Source organism: Alysiella filiformis, assembly GCF_014054525.1.
GTDB lineage: Bacteria > Pseudomonadota > Gammaproteobacteria > Burkholderiales > Neisseriaceae > Simonsiella > Simonsiella filiformis.
This window is the reverse complement of the sequence record NZ_CP059564.1, coordinates 34,532-59,785: the sequence shown is the minus strand read 5'-3', so window position 1 is coordinate 59,785 and position 25,254 is coordinate 34,532. Positions and strand designations below refer to the sequence as shown.

26 protein-coding genes are annotated in these 25,254 nt (G+C 46.0%); 21 read left to right on the top strand and 5 right to left on the bottom strand.

The genetic code is table 11. The annotated features are described in order from the left end of the window. Positions 1-241: 241 nt before the first annotated feature. Both H3L97_RS00385 and H3L97_RS00380 read right to left on the bottom strand, forming a co-directional pair. The gene (locus H3L97_RS00385) at positions 242-646 is read right to left on the bottom strand and encodes a hypothetical protein (RefSeq protein WP_097114014.1); all 405 of its coding nucleotides are present in this window, start codon (positions 644-646) and stop codon (positions 242-244) included. A 74-nt stretch (positions 647-720) separates the two neighbouring features. Then, positions 721-1,896: a glycoside hydrolase family 19 protein gene (locus H3L97_RS00380; protein ID WP_097114015.1), complete on the bottom strand. Its 1,176-nt coding sequence runs from the start codon at positions 1,894-1,896 to the stop codon at positions 721-723. Positions 1,897-2,174: 278 nt separating this feature from the next. Between H3L97_RS00380 and H3L97_RS00375 the strand changes: the two genes are divergently transcribed. The 8 genes from H3L97_RS00375 (at position 2,175) to rtcR (ending at position 11,033) form a co-directional block, all read left to right on the top strand. Then, the gene (locus tag H3L97_RS00375; protein ID WP_097114016.1) at positions 2,175-3,521 is read left to right on the top strand and encodes a Na(+)-translocating NADH-quinone reductase subunit A; all 1,347 of its coding nucleotides are present in this window, start codon (positions 2,175-2,177) and stop codon (positions 3,519-3,521) included. Between the two features lie 2 nt (positions 3,522-3,523). Continuing rightward, complete coding sequence (locus H3L97_RS00370; RefSeq protein WP_097114017.1) at positions 3,524-4,756, top strand: NADH:ubiquinone reductase (Na(+)-transporting) subunit B; 1,233 nt, start codon at positions 3,524-3,526, stop codon at positions 4,754-4,756. Then, positions 4,749-5,519, top strand: coding sequence for a Na(+)-translocating NADH-quinone reductase subunit C (locus H3L97_RS00365; protein WP_097114018.1), 771 nt, complete (start codon positions 4,749-4,751; stop codon positions 5,517-5,519). The genes H3L97_RS00370 and H3L97_RS00365 overlap by 8 nt, the downstream gene beginning before the upstream one ends. After that, positions 5,519-6,145 (top strand): NADH:ubiquinone reductase (Na(+)-transporting) subunit D, encoded by a 627-nt coding sequence (locus tag H3L97_RS00360; protein ID WP_097114019.1) that lies wholly within the window; start codon positions 5,519-5,521, stop codon positions 6,143-6,145. The genes H3L97_RS00365 and H3L97_RS00360 overlap by 1 nt, the downstream gene beginning before the upstream one ends. 2 nt (positions 6,146-6,147) lie before the next feature. After that, complete coding sequence (nqrE, locus tag H3L97_RS00355) at positions 6,148-6,744, top strand: NADH:ubiquinone reductase (Na(+)-transporting) subunit E (protein WP_097114020.1); 597 nt, start codon at positions 6,148-6,150, stop codon at positions 6,742-6,744. Positions 6,745-6,984: 240 nt separating this feature from the next. Then, positions 6,985-8,208 (top strand): NADH:ubiquinone reductase (Na(+)-transporting) subunit F, encoded by a 1,224-nt coding sequence (gene nqrF / locus H3L97_RS00350; RefSeq protein WP_097114021.1) that lies wholly within the window; start codon positions 6,985-6,987, stop codon positions 8,206-8,208. A gap of 168 nt (positions 8,209-8,376) precedes the next feature. Next, the gene (locus H3L97_RS00345; RefSeq protein ID WP_097114022.1) at positions 8,377-9,429 is read left to right on the top strand and encodes an FAD:protein FMN transferase; all 1,053 of its coding nucleotides are present in this window, start codon (positions 8,377-8,379) and stop codon (positions 9,427-9,429) included. After that, on the top strand, positions 9,426-11,033 hold the full coding sequence (gene rtcR, locus H3L97_RS00340; RefSeq protein ID WP_097114023.1) for an RNA repair transcriptional activator RtcR: 1,608 nt from the start codon (positions 9,426-9,428) through the stop codon (positions 11,031-11,033). Before H3L97_RS00345 ends, rtcR begins: the two co-directional genes overlap by 4 nt. A 387-nt stretch (positions 11,034-11,420) precedes the next feature. Here the strand turns inward: rtcR and H3L97_RS00335 are convergent, their stop codons facing one another. From H3L97_RS00335 to H3L97_RS00325, 3 genes are all read right to left on the bottom strand, one after another. Next, complete coding sequence (locus H3L97_RS00335) at positions 11,421-12,926, bottom strand: OmpP1/FadL family transporter (RefSeq protein WP_097114024.1); 1,506 nt, start codon at positions 12,924-12,926, stop codon at positions 11,421-11,423. Positions 12,927-13,621: 695 nt separating this feature from the next. Next, positions 13,622-14,578 (bottom strand): peptidylprolyl isomerase, encoded by a 957-nt coding sequence (locus H3L97_RS00330; RefSeq protein ID WP_097114025.1) that lies wholly within the window; start codon positions 14,576-14,578, stop codon positions 13,622-13,624. 237 nt (positions 14,579-14,815) lie between these two features. Next, a complete protein-coding gene (locus H3L97_RS00325) occupies positions 14,816-17,125 on the bottom strand; it encodes an LPS-assembly protein LptD (RefSeq protein WP_224446335.1) in 2,310 nt (769 codons plus the stop codon). A 61-nt stretch (positions 17,126-17,186) separates the two neighbouring features. Here H3L97_RS00325 and amgK point away from each other — a divergent pair, with 61 nt between their 5' ends. From amgK to H3L97_RS00260, 13 genes are all read left to right on the top strand, one after another. Beyond that, a complete protein-coding gene (amgK, locus tag H3L97_RS00320) occupies positions 17,187-18,200 on the top strand; it encodes an N-acetylmuramate/N-acetylglucosamine kinase AmgK (RefSeq protein WP_097114084.1) in 1,014 nt (337 codons plus the stop codon). A gap of 88 nt (positions 18,201-18,288) precedes the next feature. After that, positions 18,289-18,672, top strand: a complete 384-nt coding sequence (locus H3L97_RS00315) for a hypothetical protein (protein WP_097114026.1) — start codon at positions 18,289-18,291, stop codon at positions 18,670-18,672. 45 nt (positions 18,673-18,717) lie between these two features. Next, positions 18,718-19,269 (top strand): hypothetical protein, encoded by a 552-nt coding sequence (locus tag H3L97_RS00310; RefSeq protein WP_097114027.1) that lies wholly within the window; start codon positions 18,718-18,720, stop codon positions 19,267-19,269. Positions 19,270-19,285: 16 nt separating this feature from the next. Next, positions 19,286-19,618: a zinc ribbon domain-containing protein YjdM gene (locus H3L97_RS00305; protein ID WP_097114028.1), complete on the top strand. Its 333-nt coding sequence runs from the start codon at positions 19,286-19,288 to the stop codon at positions 19,616-19,618. A 182-nt stretch (positions 19,619-19,800) separates the two neighbouring features. Continuing rightward, positions 19,801-19,983 carry a hypothetical protein gene (locus tag H3L97_RS00300; RefSeq protein ID WP_101597825.1) on the top strand — a complete coding sequence of 61 codons (183 nt, stop codon included), beginning with the start codon at positions 19,801-19,803 and terminating at the stop codon, positions 19,981-19,983. After that, a complete protein-coding gene (locus H3L97_RS00295; RefSeq protein WP_101597826.1) occupies positions 19,980-20,867 on the top strand; it encodes a rolling circle replication-associated protein in 888 nt (295 codons plus the stop codon). Before H3L97_RS00300 ends, H3L97_RS00295 begins: the two co-directional genes overlap by 4 nt. Before the next feature lie 61 nt (positions 20,868-20,928). After that, positions 20,929-21,195, top strand: coding sequence for a hypothetical protein (locus H3L97_RS00290; RefSeq protein ID WP_097114029.1), 267 nt, complete (start codon positions 20,929-20,931; stop codon positions 21,193-21,195). A 69-nt stretch (positions 21,196-21,264) separates the two neighbouring features. Further along, positions 21,265-21,498, top strand: a complete 234-nt coding sequence (locus H3L97_RS00285; protein ID WP_097114030.1) for a hypothetical protein — start codon at positions 21,265-21,267, stop codon at positions 21,496-21,498. A gap of 80 nt (positions 21,499-21,578) precedes the next feature. Then, positions 21,579-21,836 (top strand): hypothetical protein, encoded by a 258-nt coding sequence (locus H3L97_RS00280; protein WP_179655806.1) that lies wholly within the window; start codon positions 21,579-21,581, stop codon positions 21,834-21,836. Beyond that, positions 21,817-23,508 carry an IgG-binding virulence factor TspB family protein gene (locus tag H3L97_RS00275; RefSeq protein ID WP_097114032.1) on the top strand — a complete coding sequence of 564 codons (1,692 nt, stop codon included), beginning with the start codon at positions 21,817-21,819 and terminating at the stop codon, positions 23,506-23,508. Before H3L97_RS00280 ends, H3L97_RS00275 begins: the two co-directional genes overlap by 20 nt. Continuing rightward, positions 23,508-23,792 (top strand): DUF2523 domain-containing protein, encoded by a 285-nt coding sequence (locus H3L97_RS00270; protein ID WP_224446336.1) that lies wholly within the window; start codon positions 23,508-23,510, stop codon positions 23,790-23,792. The genes H3L97_RS00275 and H3L97_RS00270 overlap by 1 nt, the downstream gene beginning before the upstream one ends. A 3-nt stretch (positions 23,793-23,795) precedes the next feature. Further along, positions 23,796-24,854 carry a zonular occludens toxin domain-containing protein gene (locus H3L97_RS00265; protein WP_097114033.1) on the top strand — a complete coding sequence of 353 codons (1,059 nt, stop codon included), beginning with the start codon at positions 23,796-23,798 and terminating at the stop codon, positions 24,852-24,854. Between the two features lie 7 nt (positions 24,855-24,861). After that, positions 24,862-25,164, top strand: a complete 303-nt coding sequence (locus H3L97_RS00260; protein WP_143269119.1) for a hypothetical protein — start codon at positions 24,862-24,864, stop codon at positions 25,162-25,164. Positions 25,165-25,254: the final 90 nt, after the last annotated feature.

Below are 25,254 nucleotides of genomic sequence, written 5' to 3'. Positions count from 1 at the left end.
TATGTGATACATAGAAAAAACATAAAATAATAAGAGATAGGTGTTTTTGCATGATTGGACTTGCTTTATAGATAAATGTTGAAATCATGATTGTATCCGAGTATTATCAATGAAATTCATCAAGAGAATATTCGGACTGTTTTTTTGTATTTTAGATTATTTTAATAATGGAATTTGTCCTTTATTGTTTTGATATTGTGTAACCAAGGATAATGTATTCTTTAAACCAATAGTGATGTGATTATTGAATATTTGAAAAATTTTTATGAATTTTAATACATGCTAATCTTGATACGAATTCTTTATCATTTAGGGTTGTAATTTCAATGCCAGCTACGGGATTATCAGCACCTGCATAACGAAAATCTGCGTTATAAATGGAATACTGATAATTGTTATTTTGAAAACGCATAATTGATATATGGTTCTCATTTAAACTGTTTTGAAAAATTTGCTGATAATTGTGCTTAATCGTTAGTTTTAATTTACCATTTTTATAAAATCGGTAAATATAATGGGACTTTTGGGGTGTGGAGTGGATGCTGACTTTTCCATTGTGGTCGGTGTTGCACAAAAATTCCAAGGTTTCTTTGGCAAAGGTAAACGGTGTTAAGCCAAGTAATAAAAGTGATAAATATTTTTTCATAAATGTTTCCTTAAATCTTTTAATCCAAGCCGTATGATTTAAAACAATACAGCTTGGATTTTGACTGGTATTATTTAACGATAAAGTGGAATAGAACCTTTACCTGAAAGATATCGATTGATAAAGTTTAAAGTTTCTTCCATACCTCGTCCATGATTGACTGTTAAACGTGATTTTCTGAAATCACCTTTTAAAGCTAATGTGCTGGCTTGTGAGCCTTTTTTCCAAAACCATGCAGATGCACGAGCAGCTAATATAATATCTGTCGCAATTAAATTGGGATTAGTCATGATATCAGGACGTTTGGCGTAGTTGGCAAATCCTTGATAATTTCCCCTACCTGTTAATTGAATTGCGCCGCGCCCACGAAATTCCCAACCATCATTTGGTTTGTTATTACCAATCATATTGCGATACATAATATTGATTTTATCTTGTTCTGATAATTTGTTAAATTCACTTTCTGCATTCATCCCTTTTTGTGCTGCCCAATTTTTTGTATTTTTGTTAATTGTTTTCCAGTTTTTGAATGTGTATTTTAAGCCTTGACCTTCTGATAAACTTTTAAAACCCATAGTTTCATGTTCAACATTTGCTAAAAAGGCAGCACGGTCATTTTTCTCTTTAATACTAAATTCATCCATTGCTTTATAAAGTTCATCAATGAATTTGTCTTTGGGAAATTGTGGTTTGGGTGCTGGCGATGTAATGGTTGTTTTTACTGCAACCGTAACACTTTTACTCGCTTTCGGGTCGCATTTTCCTGTTGCTTTAATGGTAAATGAGCCTACTTTGGGCATGGTAAATGAATAGGTAGTTGGGTTAATTGCCACTTTTTCCAATTTTTTATTGTCGTTGGCAGACCAAGCGACATCTTGATTGGCTGTGATAATCACACGCTCGCCACCTTTTAAGGCTGCCAGTTCTTTGGCGGTAGTGGCTTTGCCATTGAGTGTGGCGGTAAATTCAATTTCGGTGCAAAGTGCGTAATGGTAGCTGTATTCGGCAGCTTCATAGCAGCCGCCAAAATAGCTGCAACTGTGCAACATACATACATCTTCCAATTCAGAATTTTTTTCAATGAAATGCCCTTTGCCGCCGCGTTCAGCAATCAATTTTTCACAATGTTGTTTTGCTGTCATACCGTTTGGTAATACATCTTTTGGATTAAGCGTATCACGTCCAGCAGGGCTGCGACCACCATAAATAATGGTAACTTCATTTGTGGGTTTACGGTATTGTTTAGCCATGATGACTTTCCTTTTTAAAATTTAAGTTGAGATGTTTGCTTTGAAAGCATGGCTAATGTAATGTGATTGGTGTTTTTTATCTAGTTGTTTTTAATTGAATTATATTGTACTGCATTTGGAAATTTTGTGTTTTGGTATTGATAATTAAGTAGGCATAAAAATTCGTTCAGGCTGCCTGAAATGCCATAAATCCCACCTGAACCGTAAAAATATGGTAAGCCATGTCCATTTGGGTTAAAATCGGGCGATTTGTTTCAAAATTACACGGAACCGCAACCATGATTAACATCAAAAAAGGCTTGGATTTGCCCATTGCTGGCAAACCCGACCAAGCCACAATACACGACAGCCCACCGCCGCGCCAAGTCGCCGTGTTGGGCGAAGAATACATGGGCATGAAACCGACCATGAAAGTCCAAGAGGGCGACACGGTCAAAAAAGGTCAAGTGCTGTTTGAAGACAAGAAAAATGCGGGCGTGGTGTTTACCGCACCCGTATCGGGCAAAATCAGCGCGATTCATCGTGGCGAAAAGCGCGTGTTGCAAGCGGTTGTGATTGATGTGGCTGGCGATGAGCAAATCACGTTTGCCGCATTTTCAGGCAGCCAAATTGCCGAATTGAGCGCGGAAAAAGTACGCGAACAGTTGTTGCAATCGGGTTTGTGGACAAGTTTCCGCACACGCCCATTCAGCAAAATCCCCGCGCCAAACAGCACGCCCAAAGCGATTTTTGTGAACGCGATGGACACCAATCCACTCGCCGCCAATCCTGTGGCAATCATCAATGAACGCGCAGACGATTTCATCAACGGTTTAACCGCCATCAGCCGTTTAACCGAAAACAAAATCCACGTTTGCAAACAAGCAGGTGCAACTTTACCCAGCGTTCAGGCAGCCAATGTGCAAGTGCATGAATTTGGTGGCGTACACCCCGCAGGTTTGGTTGGCACGCACATTCATTTTATTGAACCCGTGTCTGCCCAAAAAACCGTGTGGCACATCGGCTATCAAGATGTGTTGGCGATTGGGCATTTGTTCACAACGGGCGAATTGGATTGCCGCCGCGTCATTTCGCTGGCAGGGCCGCAGGTGGAACAGCCACGTTTAATCCGCACCATTTGGGGCGCGAAAGTGTCCGATTTGGTTTCAGGCAGCCTGAAAAGTGGCGAAAACCGCATCATTTCAGGTTCGGTTTTGAATGGCGCGATTGCCGCAGGCGTACACGACTTTTTGGGGCGTTACCACAATCAAATTTCCGTGATTGAAGAAGGTCGCGCCAAAGAATTGCTCGGTTGGGTGGTGCCAAGTGCGGAAAAATTCACGATTACGCGCACCACATTGGGGCATTTTTTGAAAAACAAATTGTTCAATTTCACCACAGCCGTAAACGGTGGCGAACGCGCCATGGTGCCGATTGGCACTTACGAACGCGTGATGCCTTTGGATTTGTTGCCCACATTATTGTTGCGCGACTTAATCGTGGGCGACACCGACAGCGCACAAGCCTTGGGTTGCTTGGAATTGGACGAAGAAGATTTGGCATTGTGCAGCTTTGTTTGCCCAGGAAAATACGAATACGGCACGCTGTTGCGTAACGTATTGAATACGATTGAGAAAGAAGGTTAAACATGGGCTTGAAACATTTTTTAGAAAAAATTGAACCCCAGTTTCACAAAGGCGCAAAATACGAAAAATGGTATCCGCTTTACGAGGCGGTTGCCACCGTGTTTTACACACAAGGCACGGTAACGCGCCAAGCCAGCCATGTACGCGATGCTTTGGACAGCAAACGCATGATGATTTTGGTGTGGTTGGCATTGTTTCCTGCCATGTTTTATGGCATGTACAATGTGGGGGCGCAATCCATTCAGGCAGCCAACCATTTGGATTTGTTGCAAGCCAACATCGCCAATAATTGGCATTTTGCTTTGGCAAACGCGATTGGCGTGAATTTAACCGCCAGCGCAGGCTGGTTCAGCAAAATGCTGTTGGGTGCGATTTTCTTTGTGCCAATTTATTTGACCGTGTTCATTGTGGGCGGTTTTTGGGAAGTGTTGTTCGCCACAGTCCGCAAGCATGAAATCAACGAAGGCTTTTTCGTTACGTCCATTTTGTTTGCGCTGATTGTGCCGCCCACTTTGCCTTTGTGGCAAGCCGCTTTGGGCATCACATTTGGCGTGGTGGTGGCAAAAGAAGTGTTTGGCGGCACAGGCAAAAACTTCATGAACCCCGCTTTGGCAGGACGCGCCTTTTTGTTTTTTGCTTACCCCGCACAAATTTCAGGCGATAAAGTTTGGACGGCTGTGGACGGCTTTTCAGGCGCAACCGCCTTGTCGCAATGGGCAAGCGAAGGCGCGGCTGGCTTAAAAAACACCATCACAGGCGCACCCATTACTTGGATGGACGCATTCATCGGCAATATCCCTGGTTCGGTGGGCGAAGTGTCCACCTTGATGTTGTTGATTGGTGGGGCGTTCATCGTATTCACGCGCATTGCGTCTTGGCGCATTATTGCTGGCGTGATGTTGGGCATGGTGGCAACTTCTTTGCTGTTTAACGCGATTGATTCGCAAACCAACCCCATGTTTGCCATGCCTTGGTATTGGCATTTGGTGTTGGGCGGCTTTGCCATTGGCATGATTTTTATGGCAACCGACCCCGTGTCTGCCGCCTTTACCAATGTGGGCAAATGGTGGTATGGCGCATTGATTGGCGTGATGTGCGTGTTGATTCGCGTGGTCAATCCCGCCTATCCCGAAGGCATGATGTTGGCGATTTTGTTTGCCAACTTGTTTGCTCCGATTTTTGACAATTTGGTGGTTCGCGCCAACATCAAACGCAGAAAGGCACGTCATGGCTAAATTTGATAAAGACAGTTTCGGCGGCACAATGGGCATTGTGTTGGCGATTAGTTTGGTTTGTTCGGTGGTGGTGGCAGGCGCGGCGGTTGGCTTGAAACCCACACAAAACGAAAAGAAATTGTTGGACAAACAGAAAAACATTTTACAGGCAGCAGGTTTGCTTTCAGGCAGCCTGAATGCCGATATTAAGCAAATTTACGCCCAACGCGTGGAGCCGCGCGTGGTGGATTTGGCAACGGGCGATTATGTGGACGTGAAAGATTTTGACGCGCGCGCCGCCGCCAAAGACCCCAAACAAAACGTGGTCATTCCCAAAGACCAAGACATTGCCAATATTCAAAGTCGCGCCAAATATGCAGAAGTCTTTTTGATTAAAGACGAGAGCGGCAAAGTGGAACAAATCGTGTTGCCCATGCACGGCAGTGGCTTGTGGTCCATCATGTATGGTTTTGTGGCGGTGCAAGCCGATGGCAACACCATCAACGGCATCACCTACTACGAACAAGGCGAAACCGCAGGTTTGGGTGGGGAAATTGCCAACCCATTGTGGCAAAAGAATTTTGTTGGCAAAAAATTGTATGCCGACAATGGCGAAGTGGCAATTAAAGTGGGCAAAGGCGCATCAGCCGACCAAGCACACGGCGTAGATGGCTTATCAGGCGCAACCATGACCAGCAAAGGCGTGAACAACTCCTTCAAATACTGGTTCAGCGAAAACGGTTACGCCCCTTATTTGAACAAAATTAAGGCAGGAGCAAAATAATGGCTGATTCCAAACGATTGAAAGAATTATTCTTTTCGCCTTTTATTAAAAACAACCCCATTGCCTTGCAAGTGTTGGGCGTGTGTTCCGCGCTGGCTGTAACCACGCAAATGAAAACGGCGGTGGTTATGGGCATTTCGGTGGCGTTGGTTACGGGCTGTTCCAGCTTTTTCATCTCATTGATTCGCAACTACATTCCCAACAGCATACGCATTATCGTGCAAATGGCGATTATCGCGTCTTTGGTAACGTTGGTGGACCAAGTTTTGCAAGCCTTTGCGTATGAATTGTCCAAGCAACTGTCTGTTTTTGTGGGCTTAATCATCACAAACTGCATTGTCATGGGTCGTGCCGAAGCCTTTGCCATGAAAGAGCCACCTGTGGAAAGTTTTGTAGATGGCTTGGGTCAAGGCTTGGGCTATGGCATGATGTTGATGATTGTTGCCAGCATTCGTGAATTGGTGGGTTCGGGCAAATGGTTTGGCATTGAAATTTTCCAAACCGTGCAAAATGGCGGTTGGTATCAAGCCAATGGTTTGTTTTTGCTTGCGCCCAGTGCGTTTTTCATCATCGGTTTTTTGGTGTGGGGATTACGCACTTGGAAACCTGAACAAGCGGAGAAATAAACATGGAACAATTATTGAGCATTTTTGTTAAAGCCGTGTTTATTGAAAATATGGCATTGTCGTTTTTCTTGGGCATGTGTACCTTTTTGGCGGTGTCCAAGAAAATTTCCACCGCATTTGGTTTGGGCGTGGCGGTAACGGTGGTGTTGGCAATTTCGGTGCCAGCCAACCAGTTGGTGTATTCGCTGGTGTTGAAAGACAGCGCGTTGGCACAAGGTGTGGATTTGTCGTTTTTGAAATTCATCACATTCATTGGTGTGATTGCCGCGATTGTGCAGATTTTGGAAATGATTTTGGACAAATATTTCCCTGCACTTTATAACGCTTTGGGCATTTTCTTGCCGCTCATCACGGTAAACTGTGCGATTTTTGGTGGTGTATCGTTTATGGTGCAACGCGATTATGGCTTTGTGGAATCTGCCGTGTATGGCGTGGGCGCGGGCTTGGGCTGGATGTTGGCGATTGTTGCTTTGGCAGGCATCACCGAAAAATTGAAATACGCCGATGTGCCAAAAGGCTTGCGCGGTTTGGGCATTACCTTTATCAGTGGCGGCTTGATGGCTTTGGGCTTTATGTCGTTTTCGGGTATTCAGTTGTAAAATAAGGGAAAATGGCTTTTCAGGCTGCCTGAAAATGGCAACGTGCCACGATTTTGTCCCTCCCCCTATGAAGGGGGAGGGTTAGGGTGGGGGTTAGACCTTCGCATTTAACGCAATCATTTTGTTTGTGCAGTAACTTCCCCCACCCCAGCCCTCCCCCGCAAGCAGGGGAGGGGTAAAGGGGGCTAACCTTTCAGGCAGGCTGAAACACCAAAAATCCTTATTTTGGGAGAAAATTCAATGGAAATTATTTTAGGCATTGTGATGTTTACCGTGCTGATTGTGGTGTTGGCATTGATGATTTTGTTTGCCAAAGCCAAATTGGTCAATTCGGGCGACATCACCATCAACATCAACAACGACCCCGAAAAGGCAATTACCCTGCCTGCTGGCGGTAAATTGTTGGGTGCTTTGGCGAGCAAAGGCATTTTTGTGTCATCGGCTTGTGGCGGTGGTGGCTCTTGCGGTCAATGCAAAGTGAAAGTGAAAAGCGGTGGCGGCGACATTTTGCCCACCGAATTGTCGCACATCAGTAAACGTGAAGCCGCCGAAGGTTGCCGTTTGTCTTGCCAAGTAAACGTGAAAAGCGACATGGAAGTGGAAGTGTCAGAAGAAGTGTTTGGCGTGAAAAAATGGGAATGTACCGTCATTTCCAACGACAACAAAGCGACTTTCATCAAAGAGTTGAAACTGGCGATTCCCGAAGGCGAGGAAGTGCCATTCCGTGCAGGTGGCTACATTCAAATTGAAGCCCCAGCGCACACGGTTAAATACCAAGATTATGATATTCCAGAAGAATATCACGAAGATTGGAACAAATTCAATTTGTGGCGTTATGAATCCAAAGTGGATGAGCCGATTATCCGTGCCTATTCCATGGCATCGTATCCCGAAGAAAAGGGGATTATCATGCTCAACGTGCGCATTGCCACGCCACCACCCAATAATCCCGATGTACCACCAGGGCAAATGTCGTCTTACATTTGGTCTTTGAAAGCGGGCGATAAGGTAACGATTTCAGGACCTTTTGGAGAATTTTTTGCCAAAGACACGGACGCGGAAATGGTGTTCATTGGTGGTGGTGCAGGTATGGCACCGATGCGTTCGCACATTTTTGACCAGCTTAAACGTTTGAAATCCAAACGCAAAATCACGTTCTGGTATGGCGCACGTTCCAAACGCGAAATGTTTTATGTGGAAGATTTTGACCAGCTTGCGGCAGAATTTCCCAATTTCAAATGGCACGTTGCCTTATCCGACCCTCAACCTGATGATAATTGGGACGGCTACACGGGTTTCATTCACAATGTGGTTTATGAAAATCATCTGAAAAATCATGAAGCCCCAGAAGATTGTGAATTTTATATGTGTGGTCCACCGATTATGAATGCGTCTGTGATTAAAATGCTCAAAGATTTGGGCGTGGAAGACGAAAACATCTTGTTGGACGATTTTGGCGGCTAAATTCAGACAGCCTGAAAAGAAAAAATGGGGAAAAGTGGTTTGCTTTTCCCTGTTTTTGTTTTCAGGCAGCCTGAAAAGTACACGACAAAATGAACGTTTTTGGTCGTGTTGTATAAGGAGAACGGTGCAATAAATTGCACCCTTGTATTATTTTGAAATTCATCAATCATGAAACAAAAACTTAAACTTTTTTTCGCAGCAATCGCCAGCACTGTGCTGATTGCCTGCCAACCGCAACCCCAAGCCGAAATGACCACGCTCAACGGCAAAACCATGGGGACGACTTACACCGTCAAATACATCGCGCAGCCCCATCAAAAGCTGCCTGAAAGCCACACGGTGCAGCAACAAATTGACGATTTATTGAAAGAAGTGAATCGGCAAATGTCCACTTATGACAAAAATTCCGAAATCAGCCAATTTAACCAAATGCCTGCCAGCGCAAATGCCATGCCGATTTCTGCCGATTTTGCCACCGTGTTGGCAGAAGCCATACGCTTGAATGGCGTAACCGAAGGCGCATTGGACGTTACCGTGGGGGCTTTGGTCAATTTGTGGGGCTTTGGCGCAGACAAAAGCGTGAACAAATCGCCCACGCCAGCAGAATTAGCCAAAGCCAATCAAATGGTTGGCTTGGACAAACTGCTTTTCAGGCAGCCTGAAAACGCCAAAGCCACTTTGGGCAAAACGGTGGACGGCGTGTATGTGGATTTGTCGGCAATCGCCAAAGGTTTCGGCGTAGACAAAGTGGCGCAGCATTTGGACAGCTTGGGCGTGGCAGATTATTTGGTGGAAATTGGTGGCGAATTGCGCGGTAAAGGCAAGAATATTCAAGGAAAAACATGGGCAGTTGGCATTGAACAGCCCAGTTTGGCGCAACAGCAAAACAGTCAAGTGGTGGTGGCTTTGGACAATCGCGCTTTGGCAACTTCGGGCGATTACCGCAATTTTCACACCGATGAAAGCGGCAAACGCTTGTCGCACATCATCAATCCCAAAACGCAGCAGCCGATTAGCCACAATCTCGCCTCCATCAGCGTGGTGGCAGACAACACCATGACGGCAGATGGCTTGGCAACGGGCTTGTATGTGTTGGGCGAAACCGAAGCCTTGCGCGTGGCGGAACGCGAAAAATTGGCGATTTTCTTGATTGTAAAAACCCCCAATGGTTTTGAAACCAAACAATCATCTGAATTTGATAAATTTTTGATAAAAAAATGAAAAAACAAAATGTCGTCATCGGATTTTTGGGGACGGTGCTGGACGCGGTGCAAAGTCGTGGTGATGGGCGTTGGCGCAAATGGCGACCCAATATCGCCATGAATCAGCGCGATGATTTTCACATACATCGCATGGAATTGTTTATTCAGGAAAAATTTTGGGGCTTGGCAAAACAGGTTCGGGCGGACATTCAGCAGGTTTCGCCCGAAACCGAAGTCAATTTTGTGCCGCTTGAATTGGCAAATCCGTGGGATTTCAGTGAAGTGTACACCGCTTTACACGATTGGTCGTCTGCTTATCATTTTGATTTGGATAATGAAAACTATCTGACCCACATCACAACAGGCACACACGTTGCCCAAATTTGCTTGTTTTTGCTGGTGGAAAGTCGGCAAATTCCGTCTGTGCTGCTGCAAACGTCTCCCCCAAAAAATCAGAATAAAAGCATGGACACAGGCGATGTGGGCGCGATTGAAATCATTGATTTGGATTTGGCGCGATACGATGCTTTGGCGCAACGTTTGGCGGCGGTGCGCGATGACGCGGTTTTGTATTTGAAAAGCGGCATTTCTACCCAAAATCCGCAGTTTAATCAAATGATTGCTGAAATTGAACAGGTGGCACTCAATTCGCCATCGCCGATTTTGTTGAGCGGTGCAACGGGCGCGGGCAAATCCATGTTGGCACGGCGCATTTATGAATTGAAAAAGGCGCGGCATTGGGTTTCAGGCAGCTTTGTTGATGTGAATTGTGCGGTTTTGCGTGGCGATGGGGCTGCCAGTGCCTTGTTTGGACACAAAAAAGGCGCATTCACAGGCGCAGCCGACAAACGCGATGGCTGGCTGAAAACCGCCGACCAAGGCGTGTTGTTTTTGGATGAAATTGGCGAATTGGGCTTGGACGAACAAGCCATGTTGCTCAAAGCCATTGAAGAAAAACGCTTTTATCCTGTGGGCAGCGACAGCGAAGTCAGCTCATCGTTTCAACTGATTGCGGGCACCAACCGCGATTTGCGCCACGAAGTGCGGGCAGGGCGGTTTCGGGAAGATTTGTTTGCGCGCATCAATATTTGGCATTATCGTCTGCCCAGCCTGTGCGAGCGGCGCGAAGACATTGAGCCGAATATTGTGCATCAACTGGCGTTGGTGTCGCAGGAATTGGGGCGTGCCACGCGCTTTAATCGTGAGGCGCAGGCGGCGTATTTGGATTTTGCGCTTTCCGAACAGGCACTTTGGCGTGGCAATTTTCGTGATTTGGCGGCGAGCATCATGCGTTTGGCAACGCTGGCACCGCAGGGACGCATTTCGCTGGAATTGGTGCAAGCGGAAATTGAGCGGTTGAAATATTTGTGGCAAGATGTTGAAAATCCGCAAAAAACGCATTTCAGGCTGCCTGAAAAAGTGAACGCGGCACAATGGGACGAATTTGACAAAATGCAGTTGGCAAATGTGCTGGCGGTGTGTCGCCAACACAAAAATTTGGCAGACGCTGGGCGGGCTTTGTTTGGCGTATCGCGTTTGGCAAAAGCCAAGCCCAACGACAGCGACCGCTTACGCAAATATTTGGCAAAATTCGGTTTAACATGGCAAGATATTGATGTGTGAATGCGGCAACAGGCTGAAACTTTTGCAAAACTCGGTTTGTAGGGGCAGATTTCATATCTGCCCTGTTTAGAATTGCAGAAATTTTTATTTTTATCAATAACGTGAACTCGGGATAAATCACTGTCAATTTGCCAACAAACCAGCCCTCTCTCCCTATGGGAAAGCGTTGGAGAGAGGGCTTGTTGAGCAGCATACCCTCTCCCCAGCCCTCTCCCACAGGGAGAGGGAGCAAAGTGACTTAAATTTATCAATCACTTTTATTCCGAAATCGCGTTATCAATAAATTGAAAAAAGGGCAGATATGAAATCTGCCCCTACGAATTGAGTTTTGCAAAAGTTTAAGGCTGCCTGAAAGGTTTCAGGCAGCCTGTTTTGCTTTAAATGGCATTATTTAAAGCGATAGGTGTATTGTGCGCCCACAATATTGGCATAATTTTTGAAATTGGCAGACGAGGCACCTTTGGTATCCACACTTTTGATGTTGGTCAAATCGGCAGCCGCGCTGCTGTTGCGGGTGTCGTTGATGTGAATGTGGCTGTATGCCAAATCAATTTCGTGGCGTTTCTTAAAGCTGTATTTGCCGCCCAGCGAAAACCACACGCGGTTGCCATCGGGCAGGGTGTTCATGCGGTAGCTGGCGTTGCGAACGGGGCTTTGGTCAAATGCCACACCTGCACGCAGTTGCAAAGGTTCGCTGTGTTGGTAAGAACCACCCAATGCCACGCGATAGGTGTTGCGCCAATTTGGGGTGATGGTGGTGGTGTCGCGCGTGCCATTTTTCTTGTTTTCAAACAATAAATTGGCTTCTTTGAAACGGCTGTGGCGTGTCCATGTTACATCGCCAAACAGATTCACGCGGTCGCTGGCGCGGTACATGCCTTGCAGCGAGGCGGATTCGGGTGTGATGATTTCCACTCTGGCTTTTTCGCTGGCTTTGTAGCCTGCTGCGTCAAATTGCGCCAACACGCTTGCAGGCAGCGAATCGGATTGCCAATTTGCAGTGCCTTCCAATTTGTGTTTGACTTTGGAACGGTAGTTGATGCCCACACGCGCTTTGTCGTTGATGTCGTACAAATAGCCCAAATGGTAGCCCACGCCCCAATCATCGCCTTTTAATTTGGCATAGCCTTCCACTTTGCCCACATTGGCGGCGGCTGCCTGATAAGCCGAACCTGCCGCTTGCAAGGCTTGACCTGCCGCCACAATCGCGGTGGCATCGCCCGAGGCTTGTGCGCTTGCCAAATTGGCGCGGGCTTGGGCAACGGCATTGGCGGCAGTCAATGCGCTGGCTGTGCCCCAGTCGGCGTATTTACGCAATTTGGCGGAAGTGTGTTGCGCCACCACGCCCACGCCAAATGCGTGTTGCTCATTGGCTTTAAAGGCGATGGTGGGTTCAATCGCAATGGTTTTCAAACCCAAGCGATTCATGTTGTAGCGCAACACCGAATCTTTTTGGTATTCGGTTTCCGAGCCAAATGGCACATACACGCCCAAACCCAAAGTAACATCATCACTCAATTTGTATGCGCCATACACATGGGGGGCAACCACCGTATTTTTGGTGATTTTGCCACTGGTGCTGCCTGAAACGGCAACCGCGCCTGTGGGCAAACGTTCGGTGCCAATGTGATTGGCTTGGGCATTGCTGTATTCAATGGTGGGCATAACCGCATTGACCGCGCCCGTGATTTGGTGGCTGTCCAGTTTGCTCAAACCTGCGGGGTTGGTAAAAATGGTGGTGGCATCGGCGGCTTCTGCGCCTGCGGCATTGGCGGTGCTTTGAGCCGTTACCGATTGTGTACCAAAATGGTAGCCCGATGCCCAAGCGTGGCTTGAACCCATTGCCACCAGCACCACAAATGCCAGTGGTTTCACAGTTGATTGAAAACGCATGATTTTCCTCTATATGTATGAACCTGTATTCACAATCTGAATGGCTTGCTTTTGTCGCTACTTCATGCACCTACTGCGTTGGCTTTTCACGCCAATCGTCTCGCTATTGGCATAAAAAGCCGCCTTGTATTCGCAAGAATTATCCATAAAATCAAGCCATCAATCTTATGAATACAGGTTCTATGATAAATACCAAAAAATGAAAATTCCATTTGCGGTGCAAATAGAATTTGCGCTCCATTGTAAAAGATTCACATCAGGCACGACAATATACTCTAAACGCATTTTTATGTAAAAAAATGCAAAGGCTGAAACTTTTGCAAAACCCACTTGCAAGCTGACGTAGGGGCGGATTTCATATCCGCCCTGTTTAGAATTGCAGAAATTTTTATTTTTATCAATAACGTGAACTCGGGATAAGTAACTGTCAATTTGCCAACAAACCTGCTCTCTCTCCCTATGGGAAAGCGTTGGAGAGAGGGCTTGTTAAGCGGCATACCCTCTCCCCAGCCCTCTCCCATAGGGAGAGGGGGCAAAGTGACTTAAATTGATTAATCACTTTTATCCCGAAATCGCGTTATCAATAAATTGAAAAAAGGGCAGATATGAAATCTGCCCCTATGAATTGAGTTTTGCAAAAGTTTCAGGCTGCCTGAAATCAGGCAGCCTGAAAGGAGGTGGTTGATAACCTGTTCTTAATATTCGCGAATTACCATATTTTGCTGTAATTGTCCCACAAATTGCTGCTGTGCCTTTTGCTGCTCTTGGCGCAACAGGCGCACGCGAACGGCTTCGCGCTGGATTTTATCGGGATTGGTTTCGGTGCGTTTGCCCAATAATTGAAACACTTGCCAGTTTTGGCTGCCTTGAATGGGTACGGTGGCTTCGTTCACATTCATGGTTTTTAAGAAATGCGCCACACGTTGCGGTTCACTGTGTTCGGTTACTTCCTGAATGCCGCCATTGGCTGCGGCTGCTTCTTGTGAAAAACGCTTTGCCATCTCGCCAAAATCCGCACCCTGTTGCACGGCGGTAACAATTTGACGCATGCGGTTGCCCACGGCGGTGTCGGTGTTGTTTTTGTTCACATTCAGCACAATGCGGCGTATGGTGTAAACCGTGTAGGGGCTGCCTTGTGGCAGGGGCGTGCCGTTTTGTTGGGCTTTGTTGATGTAGTTGTTGATGTCGGTGTCGCTCACATTGATGTCGTCCAAAATTTTGGCTTGCATGTGCTCCATCAGCAAATCTTTTGCCACTTCAATGCGATAATTTTTTTGCGAAAAGCCCAAACGTGCTGCCTGTTGATACAAAGCTGGCACGGTGGTGCGATTTAAGGCAGCGCGGCGATTCAATTCATTGTCAATTTGTGCTTCGCTCACGCGCAGGTTTTCTTTGGTGGCGGCATCAACCAGCAAAATGCGTTCTACCAAACTTTGTTTGGCGGCTTCAAGCAGTTGGGCGGGTGCCACGCCTGTCATGTCGCTGCTGCTGGCTAGGGTTTTGGCGGCGCGTTCCATTTCGCCATAAGTGATGATGTTGCCATTGACTTCGGCAACAATGCGGTTTAAGGCTTTGATTTCTGCCGCAGCAGCCTGAACGCTGCCCGCCAAAGCCAATGCCACAACCATGGCACGAATCGATTGATTTAACATAATAAAATTCCTTTACGATGGTGATGATGGGTTTTCAGGCAGCTTTTCAGTACACGACATTTTTTGATATTACCACAAACCTGCCCCCTCCCCCTATGTAAGGGGGAGGGCTGGGGTGGGGGTTAGAAACGCAACGAGCCACCCCCACCCTAACCCTCCCCCGCCAGCAGGGGAGGGGACAGGTTGTAGGCAGCCTGAAAGATTTTTGTCGTGTACTGTAAGGCAGCCTGAAACAACTCAACGTGTATTCACATTATTGGTTTTGTGATACCCCGGTATGCCCAAACGCAATTTTTCATAAGTATCGCTGCCCAATGAGCTTAAATCTTTTAATTGCAAAGTAAAATACACCGCGTTTTTGTATTGATTCAAGCCCGTGATGTAGCGTTGCGCCACCAAGCTGGCACCCCAACAACCGCAACCGTTTTTGTATTCCAAGCCGATGGTTTGTTCCAAAGGGGTGCGTGGTGCGATATTGTAATTCAGCCGCGCCACCGCATACAAATTGGGATTGAGCGGATATTGCATTGCCAAATCAATCTGTTTCAATTTTTCATAATAGCCCGTGTAAATTTCTTCATTGCGACCGTATTTAAAACGCGCACTGAACACTTTGCCTGCCTGTGGGTTGTAGCGCACACCTGCTGCCCAATTTTGGGTTTGTTTCGCGCTTTCGTTGTAGTGAACGTGGCTGTCTACAAACCAATTTTTGTGGATTTGTCCACCTGCAAAGGCGGCAATGTCGCTGCGTTTGCGCGGGGTTTTTTCCAGCGAGCCGTTGAGCAGCACATCATCGGTGTTGAAATAATGTTTTTGCCCTATGCCTGCGCGGAATTTTTCTGCGCCATTGTGGGCGTTCAACACGCGCGTTTGCAAGCCAAATGCCAAGCTGTTGCTGCTGTTGATGCGGTCGTTGCCTGAATAGATGTTTTCGCGGAACAGTTGGTCGTAGCTGAAATCGGTGCTGCCACTGTCAAAATTGGGCAGATGATTTTGCGATTGGGTGGCGATGTAATTGTAAAAAAGGCGCGGTTCTAATGTTTGCACATAGCGTTGGCGATTTAGGGTCAGTTCACGTTCAAACACCACGCCCGAATCCACATTGACCATCGGTAAAACGCGCGTTTCGCGGCGTTCTTGGCTGCCTGAATGTTTTTTCAGCCAATATTGGGTGGCGTGTACGCCCACTTTGGGGCGAACGTGCGCCCAACGGTTGCCCCAATCCCATTTGACGCTGGGGTAAACCACGGCGCGTGTGCCGCTTTGTTTGCGGCTGTGGTCAAATCGTGTGAGTTGGGCGGTGAAATCGTAGCGGGCTTTGCCGTGATTTTTGTGCCATTGGCTGCTGATTTCAGGCAGCAGGGCGTAGGGTTTGTCTTTTTTGCCTGCTGAATCGGTTAGGGTTTGGTATTTTTGTACCACAATTTGGGTGCGAACGGGTTCGCCCCACACGGGTTGGCTCTGGTGGGCAAGCCAAGCACGGCGATTTAAATGGGTGTTGGCGGCGATGTCGTAGCGTCCATAAAAATCGCGGTAATAATCATCGTCTGAAACTTGGTTGAGGTCTATGCCGCCGCGCCATTGGGGGTTGATTTGGTGCCGATGTTGCCATTTGATTTCGTAGCGATTGTTGTATGGGCTACGGCGGTCGTGGGGCAAATAACGTCCGTTCAGGCTGCCTGAATATTGTGCTTGCAAATAGCGCAATTCGCCACCCAAAGCCGCCCCACGCGCGGTAATCACGCTGGGGGTAAGGGTGGCATCATAATTGGGTGCCAAATTCAAATAATAGGGCAATGCCAATTCGGTGCCGTCCGAACCCACTTTGAGCGTAGGCACGAGCAAACCGCTTTTGCGGTTGCCGCGTGTGGGAAAATCCGCCCACGGCGTGTACAAAATCGGCACACCACCAAACACCAATTTGGCGTGTTTTGCCACGCCTATGCCAGTTGTTTGGTTGTTTTTCAATTCGGCTGCCTGAATGTACCACGAATGGTCGCCTGCCGCGCAGGTGTTGAATTTGACGTTTTTCATGCGCGAATGGTTTTTGTCTTCCAAACTCAATTCGCCCGACACGCCTTGCAAACGCCTGCCTTCGTGTACCGCCTCAAATGCACTTTCTTGGGCATTGCCCACTTTTTTGGCGAGATTGTAGCGCAGGTGTTTGCCCTTAACCGTTTGCCCATCTGCCCGTGTGAGTGTGAAATCATCGCCAGCCACCACTTCTTCGGTGCGTTGGTCGTATTCCACCCAATCGGCATTGAGGGTTTCGTTGTTGCGTTCCACAATCACATCGCCTTCGGCGCGGTGTAGGGCGTTGGTTTGACCAGTGGCGCGGTCGGCGGTCAAGCGTGTGGCGTTTTCAGGCAGCGTTTCGCCGCCACTGCCTTTGGCGGCTGGCACGGCATAGCGCGTTGCCGCATTTTGCGGCGCATGGCACGACAGGCTGGACTGCGACCAATCCATTACCGAATTGGCATACGCGCTGCCTGAAAATGCAACACCCAAAGCCAAAACCAATGGCTTGCTGACAACAGAACGAGACAAAATAATACCCTATTTCAGATTTACGGTTAAAATGGCGATTATTTTAACCGAAAAAACCATCATGCAACGACAAAACGAATTAAAAAATTGGTTGGCAAGCCAATTTCCCAATCGCCCATTTGAACTGACCTTTGCGGCGGCAGATGCCGATTATCGCCGCTATTTTCGTGCCACATTCAACGATGGCAGCACGCTCATTTGCATGGATGCGCCACCCGAAAAAATGCGTGAAAGTGTTGCCAACTATTTGAAAGTGCGCGATTTGTTTTCCCATTTGAACGTGCCACAAATCATTGCCCAAGATTTGGATTTGGGCTTTGTGGTGCTGAACGATTTGGGCGACATGCAATATTTAAAAGCCCTGCAACAGTATCCCGACAATTTGGAAGCACACAAAATGCTGCTTTTGGAAGCGATTGATGTGCTGATTGAATTGCAAAAAGCCAGCCAACCCAACGTTTTGCCCGAATACGACCGCGAAATTTTATTGCGTGAAATCAATTTGTTTCCCGATTGGTTTGTGAAACACGAATTGGGCAAAAATCTCACATTCAAACAAAAACAATTATGGGAACAAGGCATTGCCGCATTATTGCCCGTGATTGAGGCGCAACCGAAAGTGTATGTGCATCGCGATTTTATTGTTCGCAATTTGATGTTTACAGGCAGCCGCGTGGGGGTGTTGGATTTCCAAGACGCGCTTTATGGGGCAATCAGCTACGATTTGGTGTCGCTGCTGCGCGATGCGTTTATTGAGTGGGAAGAAGAATTTGTGTTGGATTTGGTCATTCGCTATTGGGAAAAAGCGCGTGCTGCCGATTTGCCCGTTCCTGCCAATTTTGATGAGTTTTATCGCTGGTTTGAATTTATGGGCGTGCAACGTCATTTGAAAGTGGCGGGCATTTTTGCACGGCTGTGGTATCGCGATGGCAAAGATAAATACAAACCTGAAATCCCCCGATTTTTGAATTACTTGCGCCGCACCACGCGCCGTTATCATGAGCTTGCGCCACTTTACGCGCTGCTGTTGGAGCTGGTGGGCGATGAGGAATTGGAAACGGGCTACACATTTTGATTTTCAGGCAGCTTAAAAAGCATTAACATTAAACCTTTTGATATTAACCATACTTAAACAATGTAAACATTAAGGAGCCAGCATCATCATGAGCAACACCAGCACACTAAGCATAGAACAAAGCCTGCAACTGATTGTCAAAATGGAAGGCGCAATGGCGGCGGCGGTTGTTGATGCCAACACAGGTTTCATGTTGGGGGCGATGAGCAAATCCAGCACCATTGATTTGGAATACGCCTCTGCCAGCAACACCGAGCTGTATCACGCCAAACAACGCATCATGAAATCGCTGGGCATTAAAGAGCAAATTGAAGATTTTTTGATTACTTTGGAAACCCAATACCACATTTTGCTGCCTGTACAACACCTTGACGGCATTTTCATTTATTTTGTGTTGTCCAAAGACAAAGGCACGTTGGCTTTGGCGCGCCGCCGTTTGAAAGACATTGCAGCGCAAATGCAGATTTTGTAAAACTTTCAGGCAGCCTGAAAACCCATTGAAGCAAGGAAAAACACCATGAGCAATGCCTATCCCATACCCACCGAAATTTCCGACTTGCCAGTGCGCCCTAGTGTGCCAGTGGTTTTGGTGCTGTTGTCGGCGGGTGTGATTGAGCTGATTGATGTTGCCACGCGCCGCCAGTATCGCATGAACACCACCGTTCATGTGGGTGCGGCTTTGGAATTGATTAAGCATTGCCCCTTTTCCCATGCGCGTGTGGCGGTTGATGACGAAAATGTGGCAGCCGAAATCTTGCAAACCGCCCTGCGTACAAGCGGTTTTGTGGACAACGACCAAGCCTGCGTGTTGGTCATTCGCCCTGCGCCGCAATTTGTGAACGACATCAGCAAAACCGAGTTAATCAGTTTGAGCGCGATGGTGGCAAAATCGGGTTTTCAGGTTGCCGAAACGCAATTTTTCTTGAAACCTGCGGTGGAAGATGAAGATTGGATTTATTTTCAAGCCCTGCAAAATCAACAAGATGAAATTGAAACCCTGCCTGAACCCGAATACACCCAAGAAGGCTTTATCAACCGATTCCGCCATTGGATAGACAAAAATTTATAAATAGGAACACTTTAAAATGAATGATTTACCTGCTTGCCCACAATGCACTTCGGGCTTGACCTACCACGATGGCAGCCAATTTGTTTGCCCCGAATGCGCCCACGAATGGCAAGCCGTTTCAGACAGCCACGAAGATGAAATCACCGTCAAAGATGCCAATGGCACCGTTTTGCAAAATGGCGACAGCGTTGTTTTGATTAAAGATTTGAAAGTCAAAGGCAGCAGCATGGTCATCAAACAAGGCACCAAAGTCAAAAACATTCGCTTGCAAGATGGCGACCACGACATCGGCTGCAAAATTGATGGCACAGCCATGAATTTGAAATCGGAATTTGTGAAAAAAGTTTAAATCAAAATACAGGCTGCCTGAAAAGTGCCAACCGCTTTTCAGGCAGCTTATATTTCGCCCCATTACAGGGGCAAGCAATCATTCATTGATTGAACAGTATCTTAGGCGCACTCCATGAAGTGTAGCTTGCATTCTTTTTAAGCTTAATCAGCCCTTGTAATTTTAATTACAGGGGCTTTTTTATGTCTGAAACATTTGTCCAAATTTTGCCATGCGAACGTTCCAAAGGCGGTTACGCCATTTGGTTGCATTTTCAAGGCAAAAAATGCCTGATTAACCTGTTTATGCAACTGAAAGATGCGCGGTATTTTGCCTTGCACATTGCGACATCTTTTGAAATTGAGTTGGTGGACGAAACCTTATGAGCGCAGCAAATTCCTTTCCTTGTCTAAATAGTAACAACTCAATCGGTACTCGCCAACCGATTGAAACAAGGGAAGTTTTATTTGAGCGTTCAAAAATTCAGAAACTGAACGAATTTTCCACCAGCAATCGTAAAAGTGCCTACGCATTGGAATTGAACGTTAAAAGTTTCATTGAAAAATTTGGCATTAACCACGTTGGTTTTTTAACTCTGACTTTCAAAGACCATGTAACAGACGCCAAAGAAGCGCAACGCCGATTTAATTCGTTGCGAACCAATTTTTTGAAAAAGCATTACCCGAATTACATTCGTGTGATTGAACGCACTAAGTCGGGGCGCATTCATTACCACCTGATTGTAGCCACCAAAGAAGACATACGGCGCGGACTGAATTTTCAGGAAATTGCCAAACGCAATTACCAATCTGCGAACTTGTCAATTCGTATGCACTGGCAGCGTTTACGCAATAACTTGGATAAATACGGTTTTGGGCGTGCTGAATTGCTGCCCGTTAAAACCAACAGTAAAGGACTTGCCCGATATGTTGCCAAATATATAGGCAAGCACATCAACAACCGCCAAGAATGCGACAAAGGTGTTCGCCTGTGCCAAACCAGCATAGACAAACGTGCATTCTGGAAAGTAGCAACCAGCCATTTTAGCTTTTTAAGCAAAGGCTCGGCAGAGTGGCGCAGAAAACTGGCTTTATGGGTTGATTGGCTCAATCAGTATTTGGCTTATCGCCATGGTCAGGATTTTAAACCGATAACCGTAGATGATTACGGAGAGCGTTTAAAGCAAGAACTTTGCCCACAATGGGCGTTTAAAAATCGTGAAGTTATTAAAAATATTGATTTTGTTTTGAGAACACACGGCACGTTCTGACGGGACGTGTGTTCTCAAAACCTAATTATTTAATGATTTTTTAACCAACTAGGAGACAACCATGTCCGAAGAAAAACAAATTGAACAAGGCTTGTACATTACAGGCTCGTTTGAACGCATTAAAACCGATACACGCAAAGGCAAGGACGGAGATTTTGTCGTTCATTCTGTTGAACTGCTGGTGCGTTCCGAACAGGCAACCAAAGTTTACGAACTGAAAATCAAAGACCCTAACAAATTTAATGGGGTTAAACGCGGTCAGTTGGTTACTTTGCCAGTTTACGCTCGCGCCTACAATGGCTTTGTTTACTATAACTTGGCTGAATAAAAATCCCTGTTTGCCTGTGTCTGGCACAGCATAGGCAAACCATTTCAACCGTGCCAATGGAGAGTTCAGATGAACGCAATCAAAAAAATGGCGAATGCCGTCAATACCAAAACGACCGCTTTTGCGGTAGCCGTAACCACCATGCCTGTGTTTGCCATGGCAAATACTGACCCTGCTGTTGTGGCAGCCGAAAAAATCGAAGGTTTGACAACTGGTGTGGCTCTTGTAGGTGGTGCTATTTTGGGTGTTACTTTGGCTGCTGTCGGTTTCTTTGTGATTAACCGCATGGCTAAACGCGCTTAATTGAAAGGGGGCTACCAATGTCAGGCTACCGTGTTGGTTTTCAATGTTTTGGTAGTGTGGAAGCTGCCACGGATTATCAAATGTCATTGGTAGTCCCCACAATTACGGCAGACGGCTCACTTGTTTACCCTGTTAAGAAGGGCGACAAGTGGCACTTTGCAGGGCAGGAAGTGAATTTAAGCTTTGCCAGTTGCGACCCTGCGAAAGATTTTGAGGACGGTGCAATGATTTCAGGCAGCCTGATTGTGCTGTGTGCCGTGGCATACGGTTTCCGCATTTTGAACGATTTTATTAAACGCATGATGATTGAGAAATACCATGAAAGCGAAACGATATGAGCATTTATTTTTACATTGGTTTGGCTACATTTTTGCCGTTTTGGCTGCTGTTTCGGTAGGTGTGGCGAAAGCGGACGCGATACCACAACCAATGACGGTTCAGGAAGCGATTGCGCGCACACCTACTAATAAAAGTTTTAATATTGATGTAAATAATGGTACTGGTAGTTACAATAAAGGAAATTTAAATGTAACTTTCAATACAAATCAAGGTAAAAGTTTACAATTTAATAGTTTAAGCCCACTTTCCGACCCTATGAAAGGTGGAAAACAGCTAAATGTTGTTATCAAAGACCCTTATGGTAATCAAGCAACAGGTAAAATCAACACACAAACCAAATTACCAGCAAACAGTGCATTAAATCAAGCTGCGACTGGTTATCTTTATGGCGTAGTTGCTGGCAGTATCGTGAACTCGCCTAATGCCAAACAAGCTGCTCGCGAATTGGCGTATGGTAATTATGGTTCGGCTGCTGCGAATGCTGCTGCTGCGTTTGATGTATTTAATATTGGTAGTGGTTTGTATGGTTTATTTGATGAATATGCCAATGCAAAAGCAGCAATCGCAAATCCATTGCATGAAGCAGCAAAAGTAAAAGCAGAACAAGCAGCAGCCCAAGCAGCACAATCTCAATCACAAAATGGGCAGAATAATTTTAATGATTTTGTGGCAGACACTACAACTGGCTTACCAAAATCATATCCAAAATTAGCATTTTTAAAGGGTCATTTAAATAAGGTAATGATAGTTCCACATTGGTTTTATATGGATGGGGGCTTTTATGGTGATGGCTATGTATATGAAGTTGGTGAAAATACATTGGTTATTGGTAATCCAAATTCGAATGACCCAGATTCGTCATATAAATTAACAAACGTTAAGACTGTTCAAATTAACAAAGACAATTATCATCAGTACAAAGATGAAATTGATGAAGCAATAAGAGATGCAACACCTGCTGTTACGCTTGAAGATTTTTTACTTAATCAATCAGAAATTCAAGCAGTCATTGCCAATGCTTTAAACAAAATGCTTGACAATCAGCAGGAGAATACAGCAGCGATTAAAGATTTGGTTAATTTGCTTTGGCAAAATGGGCAATTAAACCCCAATAACACCCAAACGACCGTTGAAGGTACAGCAGCAGATAACACCTTTTTAACTGCCCCCTACACACCGCAAGGCAGTAATCAGGCACAACAAACCCAGTTTATCATCAATCCTGACGGTACGATAAGCACATCAATCGTTCCTCGACCAGACCTTGCACCGAATACGGCACAAGCCCCTACTCGGCAAATTGTCAATCAAACATCTTCACAAACACAATCAAATGCACAAAATCAGCAAGAACAAAGCAATCAACAAGAAGAACGGCAAGATATTTGCAAGCAAAATCCCAATAGCTTGATGTGTGCCGAAATGCAAGAAGTGGATTATGAAGATGTGGAAGTACCGAATAATGAAGTTAAAGTTGAGTTTAAGCCAGCCGATTTGTTTTCTGATAACGGTGTTTGTCCACAGCCAAAGCAAATTGTGTTTTATGGTAGCACCTATTTTTTATCGTATGAGCCAATGTGCGATTTTGCCAATGGCGCGCGTCCAATGATTATTTTATTGGGCATTGTGATTGCCATGAGCATGGTTTATGCCACCGTTAAGGAGATGTAATGAAAGCAATCGTTTCAATGATAATCAGCGCACTCATGACTTTTGCAGGAAAAATCCTGACGGCTTTGGGTGTGGGTTTCATCACATACAAGGGTTTGGACTTCATGCAACTGCAATTTGCCAATTACATCAAACAACAGCTTGGCAATATTCCGTCTGACGCATTGCAAATTTTTTACATGGCAGGTGGTGGCGTGTTCCTGAATTGGATATTTGGCGCGGTTGCGTTTATCGCCACAATCAAGAGTACATCACGTTTAACGGCAACAATGAAGAAAGGCTAATTTATGCTTTATTTGATTACGGGTAAGCCTGGCTCTGGCAAAACATTACACATGGTTTCTATGCTGTTAAAGCGCAAGGATTTGCAAAATCGCCCCTTGTACATTGACGGTATTCCCGATGTGGACGTGTCCAAAATTCCACATGAAAAGCTGCCTGAAAACTGTACGGGCGAAAACTGGCATGAATGGCTGCCCACAAACGCCATTTTGGTTGTGGACGAATGCCAACGCTACTGGCGACAACGTCCCAACGGTTCAAAAGTTCCCGAAGCCGTGCAAGCGATTGAAACACACCGACATCGTGGGGTTGATTTGTTCTTTATTACCCAACACCCACGCTTGATTGACATGAACATCAAAAGCTTTGTGGAAAACCACAAGCATTTTGATAAAACCCAACTGGGAACGCGCAGAATGTGGGAATGGCAGCGTTGTGGTAATCCCGACAACAAAGGCGATATTGCAGACGCCATGGCAAAGCCATACACATTAGACAAAAGCGCGTTTGACGCGTACAAGTCCGCCGAATTGCACACCAAGATTAAGGTTAATCGCAGTTTTTGGTTTTGGTTGTTTCCGTTGATTGTGGTGGCAGCTATTGCCATGACCGTTTATGCGTTAAGCTACAACAAACAAATTTTGTTTGAGCAACCCAAAAAGGCAGCAGAAACGGCTGCGGTAGCAGCCAGCCAACCGACCAAGGCAGACGGGGAAGCGCAAGCAGCACCGTCTGACGTGGGCGGTGGGCGCATTGCAGTGGCATCTGAACCTGTGCCGAATGATGACCAAATTAAAGCTATGGATTTTAAGCCCAATATTGACGGTAAGCCGTGGACTGCCCCCATTTATCATCCGATGAACAAACAAGTCAAAACCATGCCTTATCCTGTGGCTTGTGTGAAAAATGGTTCACGTTGCACCTGCTACACGGAGCAGGCTACGCCCATTCATGGCTTGGATAAGGGCATTTGCCTTGACTTTGTGGAAAATGGGATTTATAACCCCTACTTGCAAAATGAGCAGCAGGCGCAAGTTAGGCAGTCTGAAAATCCAACGAAATGAAAGGGGATTGACGATGTTTCATGAAATATTCAATCATGAAGATAAAAATGTTTTAGTTCATGTATCTAGCGATGCGTTAAGAGAAAAAGCATTGATTTTGGCAGAAGTTTCTACTTCTCTTAATTCTGTTAATCATAATACTTTGGGAGCATTGGTATTGGATAAATACCAAATTGAGAGATTGGGGACATTCTTAACCGTTCTAGAGCCCTATCTTGAAAATCCTGCTGATGTTGAAGTTTGCAAAAGCATGATTAAATCTTTGGGGTATTTGATTAATTACGTTGAAAATAGTACATTTACATCGTAGTTTTGCAGCACCGCCCTACTTTACCGCACCAAGCAGCTAGGCACATAGCCTGTGAAAAAGAAAGGTAAGTAGGGCTTTCTTCCACTTGAA

What these genes read in the sequence shown, in the direction of transcription:
- H3L97_RS00385 (WP_097114014.1), bottom strand. Translation starts at nt 646, where the DNA reads ATGAAAAAATATTTATCACTTTTATTACTTGGCTTAACACCGTTTACC.
- H3L97_RS00380 (WP_097114015.1), bottom strand. Translation starts at nt 1,896, where the DNA reads ATGGCTAAACAATACCGTAAACCCACAAATGAAGTTACCATTATTTAT.
- H3L97_RS00375 (WP_097114016.1), top strand. Translation starts at nt 2,175, where the DNA reads ATGATTAACATCAAAAAAGGCTTGGATTTGCCCATTGCTGGCAAACCC.
- H3L97_RS00370 (WP_097114017.1), top strand. Translation starts at nt 3,524, where the DNA reads ATGGGCTTGAAACATTTTTTAGAAAAAATTGAACCCCAGTTTCACAAA.
- H3L97_RS00365 (WP_097114018.1), top strand. Translation starts at nt 4,749, where the DNA reads ATGGCTAAATTTGATAAAGACAGTTTCGGCGGCACAATGGGCATTGTG.
- H3L97_RS00360 (WP_097114019.1), top strand. Translation starts at nt 5,519, where the DNA reads ATGGCTGATTCCAAACGATTGAAAGAATTATTCTTTTCGCCTTTTATT.
- nqrE (WP_097114020.1), top strand. Translation starts at nt 6,148, where the DNA reads ATGGAACAATTATTGAGCATTTTTGTTAAAGCCGTGTTTATTGAAAAT.
- nqrF (WP_097114021.1), top strand. Translation starts at nt 6,985, where the DNA reads ATGGAAATTATTTTAGGCATTGTGATGTTTACCGTGCTGATTGTGGTG.
- H3L97_RS00345 (WP_097114022.1), top strand. Translation starts at nt 8,377, where the DNA reads ATGAAACAAAAACTTAAACTTTTTTTCGCAGCAATCGCCAGCACTGTG.
- rtcR (WP_097114023.1), top strand. Translation starts at nt 9,426, where the DNA reads ATGAAAAAACAAAATGTCGTCATCGGATTTTTGGGGACGGTGCTGGAC.
- H3L97_RS00335 (WP_097114024.1), bottom strand. Translation starts at nt 12,926, where the DNA reads ATGCGTTTTCAATCAACTGTGAAACCACTGGCATTTGTGGTGCTGGTG.
- H3L97_RS00330 (WP_097114025.1), bottom strand. Translation starts at nt 14,578, where the DNA reads ATGTTAAATCAATCGATTCGTGCCATGGTTGTGGCATTGGCTTTGGCG.
- amgK (WP_097114084.1), top strand. Translation starts at nt 17,187, where the DNA reads ATGCAACGACAAAACGAATTAAAAAATTGGTTGGCAAGCCAATTTCCC.
- H3L97_RS00315 (WP_097114026.1), top strand. Translation starts at nt 18,289, where the DNA reads ATGAGCAACACCAGCACACTAAGCATAGAACAAAGCCTGCAACTGATT.
- H3L97_RS00310 (WP_097114027.1), top strand. Translation starts at nt 18,718, where the DNA reads ATGAGCAATGCCTATCCCATACCCACCGAAATTTCCGACTTGCCAGTG.
- H3L97_RS00305 (WP_097114028.1), top strand. Translation starts at nt 19,286, where the DNA reads ATGAATGATTTACCTGCTTGCCCACAATGCACTTCGGGCTTGACCTAC.
- H3L97_RS00300 (WP_101597825.1), top strand. Translation starts at nt 19,801, where the DNA reads ATGTCTGAAACATTTGTCCAAATTTTGCCATGCGAACGTTCCAAAGGC.
- H3L97_RS00295 (WP_101597826.1), top strand. Translation starts at nt 19,980, where the DNA reads ATGAGCGCAGCAAATTCCTTTCCTTGTCTAAATAGTAACAACTCAATC.
- H3L97_RS00290 (WP_097114029.1), top strand. Translation starts at nt 20,929, where the DNA reads ATGTCCGAAGAAAAACAAATTGAACAAGGCTTGTACATTACAGGCTCG.
- H3L97_RS00285 (WP_097114030.1), top strand. Translation starts at nt 21,265, where the DNA reads ATGAACGCAATCAAAAAAATGGCGAATGCCGTCAATACCAAAACGACC.
- H3L97_RS00280 (WP_179655806.1), top strand. Translation starts at nt 21,579, where the DNA reads ATGTCATTGGTAGTCCCCACAATTACGGCAGACGGCTCACTTGTTTAC.
- H3L97_RS00275 (WP_097114032.1), top strand. Translation starts at nt 21,817, where the DNA reads ATGAAAGCGAAACGATATGAGCATTTATTTTTACATTGGTTTGGCTAC.
- H3L97_RS00270 (WP_224446336.1), top strand. Translation starts at nt 23,508, where the DNA reads ATGAAAGCAATCGTTTCAATGATAATCAGCGCACTCATGACTTTTGCA.
- H3L97_RS00265 (WP_097114033.1), top strand. Translation starts at nt 23,796, where the DNA reads ATGCTTTATTTGATTACGGGTAAGCCTGGCTCTGGCAAAACATTACAC.